Annotated in this window: 8 protein-coding genes; 7 read left to right on the top strand and 1 reads right to left on the bottom strand. The window is 70.9% G+C overall.

The features are described from left to right. The first annotated feature begins 11 nt into the window (after positions 1-11). From cydB to LXN57_RS32510, 6 genes are all read left to right on the top strand, one after another. Positions 12-1,007, top strand: a complete 996-nt coding sequence (cydB, locus tag LXN57_RS32535; protein WP_251802022.1) for a cytochrome d ubiquinol oxidase subunit II — start codon at positions 12-14, stop codon at positions 1,005-1,007. Further along, positions 1,004-2,611: a thiol reductant ABC exporter subunit CydD gene (cydD, locus tag LXN57_RS32530; RefSeq protein WP_438872938.1), complete on the top strand. Its 1,608-nt coding sequence runs from the start codon at positions 1,004-1,006 to the stop codon at positions 2,609-2,611. The genes cydB and cydD overlap by 4 nt, the downstream gene beginning before the upstream one ends. Then, positions 2,608-4,260, top strand: a complete 1,653-nt coding sequence (cydC, locus tag LXN57_RS32525) for a thiol reductant ABC exporter subunit CydC (protein WP_251802020.1) — start codon at positions 2,608-2,610, stop codon at positions 4,258-4,260. The genes cydD and cydC overlap by 4 nt, the downstream gene beginning before the upstream one ends. Positions 4,261-4,264: 4 nt before the next feature. Then, positions 4,265-4,690, top strand: coding sequence for a hypothetical protein (locus LXN57_RS32520; RefSeq protein ID WP_251802019.1), 426 nt, complete (start codon positions 4,265-4,267; stop codon positions 4,688-4,690). Positions 4,691-4,779: 89 nt separating this feature from the next. Then, complete coding sequence (locus tag LXN57_RS32515) at positions 4,780-5,994, top strand: globin domain-containing protein (RefSeq protein ID WP_251802018.1); 1,215 nt, start codon at positions 4,780-4,782, stop codon at positions 5,992-5,994. Between the two features lie 99 nt (positions 5,995-6,093). Continuing rightward, positions 6,094-7,089 (top strand): DUF4331 family protein, encoded by a 996-nt coding sequence (locus LXN57_RS32510; protein ID WP_251802017.1) that lies wholly within the window; start codon positions 6,094-6,096, stop codon positions 7,087-7,089. Positions 7,090-7,290: 201 nt separating this feature from the next. Here the strand turns inward: LXN57_RS32510 and LXN57_RS32505 are convergent, their stop codons facing one another. Next, positions 7,291-10,041 (bottom strand): helix-turn-helix transcriptional regulator, encoded by a 2,751-nt coding sequence (locus LXN57_RS32505; RefSeq protein WP_251802016.1) that lies wholly within the window; start codon positions 10,039-10,041, stop codon positions 7,291-7,293. Between the two features lie 215 nt (positions 10,042-10,256). On the opposite strand from LXN57_RS32505, the gene LXN57_RS32500 reads away from it, so the two are divergent. Beyond that, on the top strand, positions 10,257-13,097 hold the full coding sequence (locus LXN57_RS32500) for an AAA family ATPase (RefSeq protein ID WP_251802015.1): 2,841 nt from the start codon (positions 10,257-10,259) through the stop codon (positions 13,095-13,097). The last annotated feature ends 22 nt before the right edge of the window (positions 13,098-13,119 follow it).

The following is a 13,119-nucleotide window of genomic DNA, read 5'->3' as shown; positions in this document are numbered from 1 at the left end:
CCGAGGACATCATGGAACTCTCCACCGTCTGGTTCATCCTGATCGCTGTCCTGTGGGCCGGCTATTTCCTGCTGGAGGGCTTCGACTTCGGCGTCGGCATCCTGGTGCCCGTGCTGGGCCGCGACGACCGCGAACGACGCCTGATGATCAACACGATCGGCCCGGTCTGGGACGGCAACGAGGTGTGGCTCGTCGTCGTCGGCGGCGCCACGTTCGCCGCCTTCCCCGAGTGGTACGCGACACTGTTCTCCGGCTTCTACCTACCACTGCTGATCATCCTGCTGGCGCTGATCGTGCGGGGTGTGTGCTTCGAATACCGAGGCAAGCGTCCCGGCGCGCGCTGGAAGCGCGGTTGGGACGCCGCCATCTTCGTCGGCAGCCTCCTGCCGGCTCTGCTGTGGGGCGTGGCGTTCGGCAACATCGTTCGTGGTGTCCGGCTGGACGCGCGGCACGAGTACGTCGGCGGCTTGACCGAATTGCTCAATCCCTACGCGCTACTCGGTGGGCTGACCACGCTGACGCTGTTCACCTTGCACGGCGCGGTGTTCCTGGCGCTGAAGACCGACGGCGACATCCGGCACCGGGCGGGCCGGTTCGCCGGGCGGCTGGCCTGGCCGACGGTCGCCGTCGGCGGAGGGTTCCTGCTGTGGACCGTCCTGGCCAACCCGGACCCGGCCGGAGCGGCACTCGCGGTCGTCGCCTCGCTCGCGCTGGCCGGCGCTGCACTGTTCACCCGTGCCCGGCGGGAGGGATGGGCGTTCCTCGCCACCGCCGCCACCATCGTGCTGGCGGTATTCGCCCTGTTCACCATCCTATTTCCGAACGTGATGCCGTCCACGGTCGCCGAGGCGAACAGTCTCACCACGACGAACGCCGCGTCCAGCCCTTACACACTGACGGTGATGACCTGGGTGGCCGCGTTCTGCACCCCGCTCGTCCTGATCTACCAGGGATGGACGTACTGGGTGTTCCGCAAGCGCCTCACCCTGGACCGGATCCCCACGTGAGGCCCCTCGACCCCCGGTTGCTGAGATACGCCCGGCCGGCACGGGCCTACCTGGCGCTCACCGTGGTTCTCGGAGTCGTCCTGGCCGCGCTGATCGTGGCCCAGGCGACCTTGCTGGCGAACGGCATCACCGACGTCTACCTGGGCGGCGCGCAGGCTTCCGACCTGTGGCCTCTGCTCACCGCGCTGGCAGCCGTCGTCGCCGGGCGCGCGGTGGTGGGGTGGGCGCAGGAGCTGGTGTCCGACCGGGCCTCGGCGGGGGTGAAGTCGACGTTGCGCCGGCAGGTCCTCGGCCACCTGGCCGCCCTGAACCCCGGCACGGGCCCGGACACCGGCGCCGCCACCACACTCGTCACCCGCGGGCTCGACGCACTCGACGCGTACTTCTCCCGCTATCTGCCGCAGCTGGTGCTCGCCGCGGTCGTACCGGTCATCGTGCTCGCCCGGCTGCTCGGCGCGGACCTCACCGCCGCAGTCACCGTCGCGCTCACCCTGCCGCTGATTCCGCTGTTCATGGTGCTCGTCGGCTGGCACACCGAAGCCGCGAACCGCCGCCAGTTCCGGCTACTTGCCCGCCTCGACCACCACTTCCTCGACGTGGTCTCAGGGCTGCCGACCCTCAAGGTCTTCGGCCGTGCCCGCGCACAGGCGCGGACCATCCGCCGGATCAGCGAGGAGCAGCGACGCCTCACCATGCGCACCCTGCGCACGGCGTTCCTGTCCTCGCTCATTCTCGAACTGCTCGCCACCCTGTCGGTAGCACTGGTCGCCGTCGGGGTCGGATTGCGGCTGGTCAGCGGCAACCTGGACCTGGCAACCGCGCTGCTGGTGCTGATCCTCGCGCCGGAGGCATATCAGCCGCTGCGCCAGCTCGGCGCCAACTATCACGCCAGCGCCGAGGGACTGGCCGCCGCCGAGCAGGCCTTCACGATCCTGGCGACGCCCGTACCGGCCGCCGGGCCGGACCCCGCGCCCGGCGGTGCCATCGTCTTCGACGAGGTCGCAGTGCGCTTCCCGGGCCGCCCGGGAAGCGCGCTGAACCTCACCGTGACCGTCCAGCCCGGTGAGGTGGTGGCGCTCACCGGGCCCAGCGGCTGCGGCAAGTCGACCGCACTGCACGCCCTGCTGAGATTCGTCGTCCCGTCCAGCGGGTGCATCACGGTCGGCGGTGTCCCGCTGACGAACGTGGACCCGACTGCCTGGCGGGCCAGGATCGCGTGGGTGCCGCAGCGACCGTACCTGTTCGCCGGCACCATCCGCGACAACATCACCCGTGGCGCCCACGCGGTCACCTCCGCCGAGGTCACGACCGCGGCCCGGGCCGCCGGCATCGACGTACCCCTGGACAGCCAGATCGGTGATGCCGGTGCCGGCTTGTCCGCCGGACAACGACAGCGGGTCGCTCTGGCCCGCGCGTTTCTGCGCGCCGCACCGATCGTGCTGCTCGACGAGCCCACGGCCAACCTCGACGCCGACACCGCCGCCGGCGTGATGGCCTCGATCCGGCGGCTCGCAGCCGGCCGCACGGTGCTCATCGCCGCGCACCGCCCGGAGCTGTCGGCCCTGGCCGACCGCACCATCAGCCTGGACGTGGTGAGCGCGTGAATGTCCTGACGGTACTGCGCCCAGCAGCCGGCCGCCTCACGCTCGCCCTCCTCGCCGGCGCCGGCGCCGCGGGCTGCGCGGTCGGCCTCATGGCCGCCGCCGCCTGGCTGATCTCCCGGGCCGCGCTGCATCCGCCGGTGCTGCATCTCATGGTCGCCATCGTCACCGTCCGCGCCTTCGGCATCGGCCGCGGCGTGCTGCGCTACGCGGAACGGCTGGTCGGCCACGACGCGGCCTTCCGTATTCGGGACGCGCTGCGGATCCGGCTCTACACGCATCTCGAGGCACTGGCGCCCGCCGGCCTGGCCGGCTTCCGGCGCGCCGACCTGACCCGGCGGCTCGTCGCCGACGTCGACGCCGTGCTCGACCTGGTGACCCGCGTGCTGCTGCCCTACTCGGTGTCGGTGATCATCGGGGTCGCCGCCGTTACCCTGGTGGGTACCCTGTTGCCGGCCGCCGGTCTGGTGCTGGCGATCGGCCTGCTCGTGGTGGGCTGCGCGGTGCCGGCACTCCAGGCCACCACTGTGCGCCGGGCCGACGGGCGGCTCGCGCCGCTGCGCGGCGAGCTTGCCACCGCGACGGTCGATCTGCTGCACGGTCATGCCGATCTGACAGCGTACGGGGCGGTCGACGCTCAACTGGCCACGCTGGCCGACGTCGACAACAGGCTGAGAAGAGCCCAGCAGCGTTCGGCGCTCAGTACCGGAATCGCGTCCGCCGTCGCCGCCCTGTGCGCGGGGGTGTGTGTGATCACCGGGCTGGTCGCCGGCGCCGGCGCGGTTCGAGCGGGCACCCTCGACGGCGAACTGCTCGCCCTAGTGGTGCTCACCCCACTCGCCGTCTTCGAGATTGCCGGGACGCTGCCGGCGGCCGCCCAGCACCTCGCCGGTGCCCGCGCCGCCTGGCGACGGATGACGGAGGTTCTCGCCGCCGTACCAGCGATCCGGGAACGGCCGCATGCCCACGCTGCCCCGCCCGGGCCGGTCACCCTGACCCTGACTGATGTGACCGCCGGGTGGACTCCAGGACAGACCGCCGTGAGCCGGCTGTCGTTCACGATCTCACCGGGCAGCCGGACCGCCCTCGTCGGGCCGAGCGGCTCCGGTAAGTCGACGGTGGCCGCTCTGCTGGTGCGGTTTCTCGACCCGCGCAGCGGCAGCGTACTTCTCAACGGCGCCGACCTTCGCGATCTGGATCCGGGCGCGGTCCGGCGGCTGGTCGGCTATCTGCCGGAAGACGCGTACCTGTTCGACACCACGATCGCGGAGAACCTCCGCATCGGCCGGCCCGACGCCTCGGACGACGAGCTGCGCGAGGCACTGCGCGGGGCACGGCTTCTCGACTGGGTGGCCTCTCTGCCCCAGGGGATGCAAACCGTCGTCGGCGAGCACGGCGCGCAGCTGTCGGGTGGTCAGCGCAGGCGGCTCGCCCTAGCCCGGGCGCTGCTGACCGACGTCCGCGTGCTGATCCTCGACGAACCGACAGAACACCTCGACGACGAGACCGCCCGGGCGTTGACCCACGACCTGCTCGCCGCGGCCGGTCACCGGGCCGTACTGCTGATCACCCATCGCACCGACGACCTCACCGGCGTAGATCAGGTGGTGACGATCCACTCAGTTTCTACAAGAGAAACTCGTATAAACTAATCCGGTGTCCACCTCGCTGGCCCTCGCCATCGCTGTCACCTTCGTCTGGCTCGGCATGGTCCTCGCCATCTCGTTCCTCGAGGCCCCGCTGAAGTTCCGGGCGCCCGGCGTCACCCTGCCCATCGGCCTCGGCATAGGGCGTCTGGTCTTCCGGGCCCTCAACGGCATCGAGCTGCTGCTCGCCCTCGCCACCGCGATCCTCGTCGCGTCGGCGAGTCCGGCCGGCTCGGTGATCACGGTCGCCGCCCTCGCGCCGGGGCTGCTCCTGGCCCAACTCGCCCTCGTTCGGCCCCGGCTGCACCGGCGTACGGCCGCGGTCGTGGCCGGGGCAGCCGCACGGCGCTCGCGCGCCCACCTCGGCTACGTCGCCCTGGAATGCGCCAAGGTCCTGTCCCTGGCCGTCACCGGCGCCTGTCTGCTGACCGCCTGAACCGCCGCACCACCACTGCCCGACACCAGGTGCTGTCGATCAGGTCGTACCTGATCACCGCACGATCAACCGCTCAGGAGAAACCCATCATGTTGTCCGCCAACAGCGCCACCGCCGTCGAGGCGACGCTGCCCGTCGTCGGCGAGCACCTCGACACCATCGCGAGCGTCTTCTACGACACCATGCTCAGCGAGAACCCGGACCTGCTCAACCTGTTCAGCCGCAGCGCCCAGGCCACCGGGGAACAGAAGTCGGCACTCGCCGGAGCGGTCGCCGCCTACGCCGCACACCTGGTGGGCCGGGGCCCGGACGCGGCCACCTTCGAGCACATCGTCGAGCGCATCGCCCAGCGGCACTGCGCTCTGGGCATCCGGCCCGAGCAGTACACGATGGTCGGCCGCTACCTGCTCGGCGCGGTGGGCACGGTACTCGGCGCCGCGGTGACGCCCGCCATCGCCGCAGCCTGGGACGAGGTCTACTGGCTGTTCGCCGCCCGGCTCATCGGACGCGAGGCCCGGCTCTATACCCTGGCCGACGTCGACGGCGACAACCCCTGGCGCCGATACACCGTCAGCGACAGGATCGACGAAGCACACGACACGATCTCCCTCGTGCTCACCCCCGCCGACGGCCGACCCGCCCCGGCCTTCTCCCCCGGTCAGTACGTCACGATCGCCGCCGACCTGCCCGACGGCAGCCGCCAGCTACGGCAGTACTCACTGTCTCAAGCCGCCGATGGTGCAACGCTGCGCATCACGGTGCGCCGGGTCCGCGGCCGCGCCGGAACACCGGACGGCGTCGTCTCCGGCCACCTGCACGACCATGTCCACACCGGCGACGCACTGACGGTCAGCCAGCCGTACGGCGATCTGACGCTACGCGGCGGCGGAGAGCCGCTCGTCCTTATCAGCGCCGGGGTCGGCATCACCCCGATGGCCGCCATCCTGGATCACGTAGCCGGCAACCAGCCCGGCCGCACAGTTGTCGCGGTGCACGCCGACCGCAACCCGAAGCGGCACCCGCTGCGCGGTGACGTACGCGGCCACGGCGCCCGGCTGCGAACGTTCCACCACCTGACCTGGTACGAGCACAGCGATGACGTTGCGGACGCCCGCATCGGCCGGGTGGACGTCGACGAGATTCCACTGCCGGACAACGCCCGGGTCTACCTGTGCGGCCCGGTACCGTTCATGCAGCTGATCCGGGCCGGGCTGCACCGCCGCGGAGTGGCCGACGAACGCATCCACTACGAGGTTTTCGGCTCCGAGCAGTGGCGACCGAGTCCCGTCACCGCCACAGCCTGAACCAGGCACCCGGGCGACTCCAGCCTCACGCCGGCAGCGATGTCCGACTGTCACTGCTTCGTCAGTCGAAACGCATTCACCGCTCCTAGCGTGGCTCGTATGTCACACCATCTCGATTCCCCCGAAGCCCGCCGGGACCCGCGGCTCAACATCACCGACCAGTACGTCTTCGACGACCGCGACGCCATCGTCTTCGTCATGAACACCCGGACCTCACTGGCCGGGGACAACGTGCCGGTCGGTTTTCACGACGAGGCCCGCTATGAGTTCCGGATCCACCTCGACGGCGCGATGGTCGAGAACCTGACGTTCCGGTTCGCGTTCGGACCGGACGGCTTCCGGCTGTCCCGCCTGGAAGGTACGGCGGCAGGTGACGACTCCGCGACGGGCGTAGAGATAGCGCGCGGGCGTACCGGCCAGGCGATCACCGGTGCCGACGGCATCGAGGTCTGGACCGGCCCCGCGCTCGATCCGTTCTTCCTCGACCTCAGCCAGCTTGCCGCCGTCGACCGGCTGGTAATCCACGGGCAGGACGCGGAGATCACCGGGTTCCTGCCGGGCAAGGCGAACAACACGTTCGCCGGAGCCACCGTGCAGAGCATCGTGCTGCGGGTCCCGCACCACGACAGTCACCTCTTCACCGACCGGGTGATCCGGGTGTGGAGCACCACCCGCCTGGCTACCGACGCCGGCGGCTGGCGGCAGGTGAGCCGGGCCGGTCTGCCGATGATCTGGCCGCTGTTCCGCGACGCCGACAGCGAGGAAGCCAGCCACGCAAACACGTCCCATCCGAGCCAGGACACTATGAACTACGGTCAGCAAGTCCGGAAGCAGATCGCCTCGACGGTGCACCGGCTGGGTACCACGGCGCGGCCGGAGGCCTACGCCCTCGAGGTCCTTCAGCGGATCCTGCCCGACGCGCTGCAGTACCAGGTGGGGACGCCCGCGATCTTCGGCTTCACCGACTTCAACGGGCGCCGGCTCGATGACAACGCTGCCGAGGTGATGTTCTCGCTGGCCACCAACTCCGCCGTCAGCACCGGCCTGCCGGCCGGCCCGCACAGCGACGTCTTCCCCTACGTCGTGGCGCTCTGACCTGTGCCGCACCTGCCAGGGTGAACGAGACCGGGTGCCCGCGCCGGTTCCGGCGGCCGGGAACCCGGTCGTCCCCCGGCGACCGCCGGATGAATACGGTGGCAGGACCAGGCGCGGCCCGCGGCCGCCAGACGCCGAGCGATGCCAGCAGGCGTCTCGCCGAGGGCGATCGTGGGCTTTCTTCCGGGGGTGCGTTGACCGCTACGTCGGGTGGCCCTGCAGGGCGCTAGCGAGTTCGTTGCGGGAGCGGATGCCGGTCTTCTGGAACACCCCACGCAGGTGATGCTCCACCGTCCGCACGCTGATGAACAGGCGGGTGGCGATCTCGCGGTTCGACAGCCCGTCGCGCGCCAGCCGAGCCACGTTGAGCTCCTGCACGGTCAGCACCTCGTCGACCTCGGTCGTACGTGAGCGTGCGGTTTCTCCCGTCGCCGCCAGCTCGCGGCTCGCGCGATCCGCGAAGGCGTTCGCCCCGCGCTCCGCCAAGGTCTGGTGAGCGGCGCGCAGCTGAACGCGGGCATCGATGCGCCGGCGGCTGCGGCGCAGCCACTCGCCGTACGCCAGCCGGGCCCGGCCCGCGTACACGGTCAGGCCCGCCCGGTCGAATCGTTCCATCGCCTCGAGATGGAACTTCTCCGCCTCGGGGCCGTTGGCGACCAGCGCCCGCGCCGCGGCGAGAGCACCCAGGGCCCAGTCACCTCCGATCGGCTCGGTCAGGTAGGTCAGCTCGGCCAGGGCTTGCTCGGCCAGGCGGTGGTCACCTACGCGCATCGCGGCCTCGACCAACTCGCAGACAATCCGGGACGAGTAGTTGACCTCGCGGATGTGGGGCAGTTCGGCGCGGCCCGCGGACACCGCATCCTCGTATCGGCCCAGCCCGTTGGCGAGGATCGCCTCGGCGAAGTTGGCGATGCTCAGCACACTGCCGTCACTGCGGGCGACGGCCCCGCTGCGGATCTGTTCGGCAAGTCGACCGGTCGCGGGAGCGTCTCCCAGCCAGGCCGCGGTCAGGAGCCTGGTGTGGCGGGGGAAGGGGTAGCGGGTCAGCTCGTTGAGGACGTCGATCTCGTCGGCGAGGGTGGTCGCATCGTCCAGGCGTCCCTCGACCAGGGCAGCTGTGCCAGCGAACGACAGCGCCAGCGGCAGGCTCATGAGCAGGCCCTCGGCCCGGCCGACCGCGACGTGGCGATCGGTCAAGGTGCGCAATGAGCGAACATCCCACAGGTCGACCGCCGTGGCGCAGTCACAGCCCAGCCACTGGGGTGCGATGAGGTCGTACGGCCCGTCGAGCAGCCCGGCAACCGCCCGTCGAAACACCGGGATGGCCGATCCGCGGTCACCACTACCCACCAGCGCCTGCCCGCGGACGAGCATGTCGACCGGGTGCGTGGAATCCTCGCTGATCGCGTCGAGGACGGTCCGGCTCACTTCGGCCCAGCGCGCCCGGTGGTCCGCACTGCTGCCTGGGAGGCCGAGGGCGAAAATCGAGGTGAACATGGCTTCGTGGTACGTGCTACGGGCCAGTTCCGGGTCGAGGCTGCTCAGGCGCTGCGCCACAGCGAGGAGGTCGTAGGCGACGGAGGAGTCCCGGTTGAGTTGAAAGGCAACCTGTGCCCGCAGCCGGGCTGCAACCGCCGCGTCCCGTTCGCCGAGGGCATCAGCGGATAAGGCGTCCAGCAGCGCCGCCGCCCGGGTCGGCACGCCGGAGTCGAGCCGGGATCGCGCTGCGGCGAGCTGACGTCGCACGTGGTCTTCGGGCGCCGGGCTGAGTGCGGCGGCCCGTTCGAGCAGCACCGCTGTGGCAGCCGCGCCGCCCCGGCGGCGTGCTCGCTGCGCCGAGGCGGTCAGCTCCGACGCTATCTGCTCGTCGGGTTCGATCGTGGCCTGGCCGAGATGCCACACCTGTCGATCCGGATCGTTCTCGACAGCGCCGGCCAGCGCGGCGTGCGCGCGACGGCGCGCTGCGGCGCTCGCAGCGCCGTAGACGGCGGAGCGGATCAGCGGATGGCGGAACCGCACCCGTGAGTCGATGGTGAGGGCTCCGGACTCCTCGACGGCCTCGACGGCCTCGGCGTCGAGGCCGATACTGCGCATGGCCCGCCACAGCAGTTGCGGGTCTCCGGTGGGGTCCGCAGCGGCGAGCAGAAGCAGCCGGTGAGCTTGCTCGGGCAGGGATTGGTATTGAAGAAGCAGGCTCCGTTCGATGCGGGCGGCCAGCGGGGCGGCACGCCCGCCGGCATCGGTGTAGAGCAGGGCACGCGGTAGCTCGCGCAGGGCCAGCGGGTTACCGGCGGCCTCGGCGAGGAACTGATCCAGGATCCGGGAATCGACCGGCTCGCGCAGCACTCTGCGGAGGATCGCCAACGCATCGGTCTCGCTCAGGCGGCCGACCTCAAGCTGAGCCATTCCCTCGAACTCGGGGCCGACCGAACGGCTCACCAGCACCAGAGCGATCCCCTCGGAGCCCAGCCTGCGGGCGGTGAAGGCCAGGACCAGCCGGGACGCCTCATCCAGCCATTGGGCATCGTCGATCAGGCACAGCAGCGGGCCGTTCGTGGCCTGTTCGGCGAGCACTCCCAGCACCGCCAGGCCGACCAGGAAAGGACTGGGCGGAAGGGCTGCCCGCAGCCCGAGGGCGGTCTCCAGGGCGGCCTGCTGTGGTTCCGGCAGCCGGTCGGCGAGGTGGGTCAGATCGCCGAGCAACTGATGGAGGCCGGCGTAGGGAAATTCACTCTCCGACTGCACCCCCACCATCCGGATGACCTGAACGGCACTCGTATCGACCTTGTCGATGAGGGCCGTCTTGCCGATGCCAGCCTCACCGTGGACGACCAATGCCCCGCTGTCGCCCGCGCGAGCGCGATTGAGCAAATCCTCGAGTACGGACAGCTCCCGCGTGCGGCCCAACAGCTCGTGTACGGATGCGAAGCTGTCAGCGACTCCGGACTCCACGGATGCGACCGTACCTCACCCTGACGTGCTCGATCAACGCCGAGCCGCTGCCATCGATGCGATCGGGTGGCTCTCGGCGTGACGATGACAGGCATGACGACATCCGATCTGGCGGTGCACGGTCGTCGGCCCGCCCGGACCGCTTCCGCATACGGTTCCGCCAGCGTGACTGGGCACCCGGCTCACCAGCGGGAACACGCCGGATGAACAGGGCCATGACCGAGCTGTTGGTGGGTCGGACGGCCGAGGTGCGCCACCTGCGCCGGCTCGCCGACGAGGCCGGCCTCGGCCATGCCACCACCGCGACGATTCGCGGCTGCGCCGGGTCCGGGAAGTCGGCGCTGCTATGGGACCTGCACCGGTACGCGACTTCGCGGGACTTCCTCGCCCTGATGACCGCGGGGGTGGAGAGCGAGCGCGAGTTTCCGTTCGCCGCGCTGCAGTTGTTGCTGCGTCCCGTCGCGCGGCACGCGCAGAGCTTGTCCGCCGGGCATCGGCGGGTCCTGGAGGCGGCGTTCGGCTCCCTCCGCTTCCCCGATTCACCGGCCGGACCTGGCAGTGTGGAGCGGGTCGGGGCGGCGGCACTGGCGATGCTCACCGAAGCCGCCGGCGGGCGGCCGCTGCTACTGCTCGCCGACGATCTGCCGTTGACGGACACCGCCAGTCGTGACGTGCTCGCGTTCCTGGGCGAGCAGGACGTGTGCGTCGTCGGTACCGCCCGGACCGGCCAACCGGCCCCGACGGGCGGCACAGACCTTCACCTGGGGCCGCTCGACGACGAAGCTGCCAGCGCCCTCCTCGACTCCCGGGCGCCCGACCTGCCCGCCAGTGTCCGTGAGCTGATCCTCGATCTTGCCGCGGGCAACCCACTCGCCCTGTCCGAGCTGCCGACGACCGTCTCCGGCGACCCGGGCGAGGAGATCATGCTGACGCAGCCACTGCAGGACGCGTTCGCTAGCCGCGCCGATCAGATGAGCGACGCCTGCCGGAACCTGCTGCTGATCCTCGCCGCCGAGCCGGATGCCCACCTGGACCAACTACTGGCCGTCGCCGACCGGCCGGGCACCGCCGGATCGGGCACCGCCGAGGCGCTTCAGGAAGCCATCGATGCCGAGCTCCTGTCCGCGACCGGGAGCACCCTGGAGTTTCGGCACCCGCTGATGCGTACGGCGATCTACTCCCGTGCCACGCTGACCGACCGCCTCGCCGTCCACCGTTCCCTCGCCATGGCCTTCGCCGGGGCTCCTTGCGCCGAGAAGGAACTGTTCCATCGGGCGAAGGGCTCGCTCGGTGCCGATCCCGAACTGGCCGCCCGCCTGGAGCAGTTCGCCGGCACGGCCCTCACCCAGGACCGGCCCGGCACCGCCGTGGCGGCGCTGCGGCACGCCGCGAAACTCGTGCCGGACGGCCAACACCGCACTGCCGTCCTGATCCGGGCGGCGGGCCTGGCTGCTGAAGTCGGCGCACCCGCCCAGACCCATGCTCTGCTCACCGAAGCCGACCTCGACCTGGCCGGGCCGGCGGAACGGGCACGCCTACTACTCGTGCCCAGGGATGCCATTCCCGGTCACAGCCAGCCGTATCCGCAAGTGGAGGACGTGGTTCGGGCCGCCGGCGCCGCCAGGGACGCGGGCGTCCGGGACGTCGCGGGCACCCTGCTGCTGCAGGCAGCCGCCCGCTGCGGCGTGGAGGAGCCCGGACTCTCCGTCCGGGCCGCGCTCCTGGCAGAGATCGAGCGCTGGGATCCACCCGCCGACGATCCGACGGCCCTTTCGGTACGGGCATTCGCCGAGCCGTACCGCTACGGCGTCGACCTGCTCAAACACCTCGACGACACGGTGCCCGGCGACGGACGCACCGCACATTACCTGGGTGCATCCGCGCTCGGGCTCGGCGAGTTCTCCCGCAGCGTCCCTTTCCTGGCCCGGGCCGCGGCAGTGTGGCGGCGCCAGGGCCGGTTGTTCCTGCTGGCCCGTTCCTTGAACAGCGCCGGACCGCGGATGTGGCTCGGCGAGCTGGCCCGGGCAGGTGCCGAGGCCGGCGAGGGCCGGGCACTGGCGGACGAGACCGGCGAGCGGACCGTCTGGCTCAGCCTGACCGCCACCGCCGCACTGCTCGCCGCGATCACCGGGCGGAACTCGGCGCGCTCCCTCATCGCGGAGGTACGCGCTGACAACACGGTGCTCTACACGCACTTCGCGGCGATGCGCGCCCGGCAGGCCGAGGGTTTGCTTCTCCTCCTCGAGGGTCACGCATCCGAGGCGTACGAGGTCCTGCGTCACGTCTTCCTCCCCGGCGACCCGCACTTCCACTCGGTGAGCCGCTGGCACGTGGTACCCGATCTGGCTGACGCCGCCGTAGCAGCCGGCATGATCGAACCGGCCCGGGCCGTGCTCGCCGGGCTGCCCGCCGCTGCCCGCGACCTACCGTCCGAGCTGCTGCTCTCCACGTTCGCCTACAGCAGGGCGGTGCTCGCCGACGACGCCGAGGCCGAACAGCTATACGCCGAGTCACTGGCCGCCCTGCCACCCGGCAGCGTGCTGCTACGCGCCCGCCTTCACCTGCACCACGGCCGCTGGCTGCGGCGGCATCGTCGGTATCTGGACGCCCGTGAGCTCCTGGGCCTGGCCTGCGACGAGTTCGAACGCATCGGCGCTATCCCCTGGGCCCAGGCCGCGAGGGAGCAGCTGCACGCCACCGGCAGCCCGAACGACCGACGCCCCAACGCGGTCAAGCAGCTGTCGGCGCAGGAGACGCAGATCGCGGTGCTCGCCTCGCAGGGACTGAGCAATCGTGACATCGGGCGGCGCCTGCTCATCTCGCACCGAACCGTGGGCTCCCATCTTTACCGCATCTATACCCGCCTGGACATCACCGGCCGCGCGCAGCTACCGGCGGCACTGTCCGCCCTCGAGCCCCGATCGGCGGTCATCGGCGCACGGCGCGCCGCTGGAGAAGGACGTCCGCGGCCTGGCGATGACCTCGTCGTTCATCGAGAGGGCAGCGCGAGCGGGCCTGACGACGAAAACGTCACCCACATCAGTGTCGCCGCCTGATGATGTATCGGGCCGATCGAGT

This window comes from Paractinoplanes hotanensis (genome assembly GCF_023717965.1).
GTDB classification, from domain to species: Bacteria; Actinomycetota; Actinomycetes; order Mycobacteriales; family Micromonosporaceae; genus Actinoplanes; species Actinoplanes polyasparticus.
Note: the sequence above shows the minus strand (reverse complement) of the source record. Positions and strands in the feature narration are given on the sequence as shown.